General features: G+C 68.6%; 1 protein-coding gene. It reads left to right on the forward strand.

Translation table 11 applies throughout. The features are described 5' to 3' along the window. Window positions 1–425, forward strand: a 425-nt coding sequence (locus DBV35_RS29205; RefSeq protein ID WP_425428505.1) for an electron transfer flavoprotein subunit beta/FixA family protein, incomplete at its 5' end; no start/stop codon positions are given. Between the last annotated feature and the right edge of the window lie 50 nt (window positions 426–475).

Raw genomic sequence — 475 nt, forward strand, 5'->3', positions numbered from 1 at the left:
CGGCGTCCGACGGCCAGATCGGTGCGGTCCCGGCGATGATCGCCGAGCTGCGCGGTGGGCCGTCGCTGACCCACGCCAACGAGCTCTCGGTCGAGGGCTCCACGGTGAAGGCCAAGCGGGAGACCGACGAGGGCGTCACCCACCTGACCGCGGAGCTTCCGGTCGTGGTGTCGATCGGGGAGAAGTCCAACGAGCCGCGTTACCCCTCGTTCAAGGGGATCATGGCGGCGAAGAAGAAGCCGGTGGAGACCCTCGACCTGGCCGGCGCCGGGATCGACGCCTCCGAGGTCGGTCTGGCCAACGCCCTGACCTCGGTCGTCTCCGCGTCGCCGAAGCCGCCGAAGCAGGCCGGCGAGAAGGTCACCGACGAGGGCGACGGCGGCGCGCGGATCGCCGAGTTCCTGGTCGGCCAGAAGCTGATCTGACCCCGGTTCTTCCTGGCTTCCCTCTTCGTTTGGAGATAGAGAATCATGGC

Source organism: Acuticoccus kandeliae, assembly GCF_003073115.1.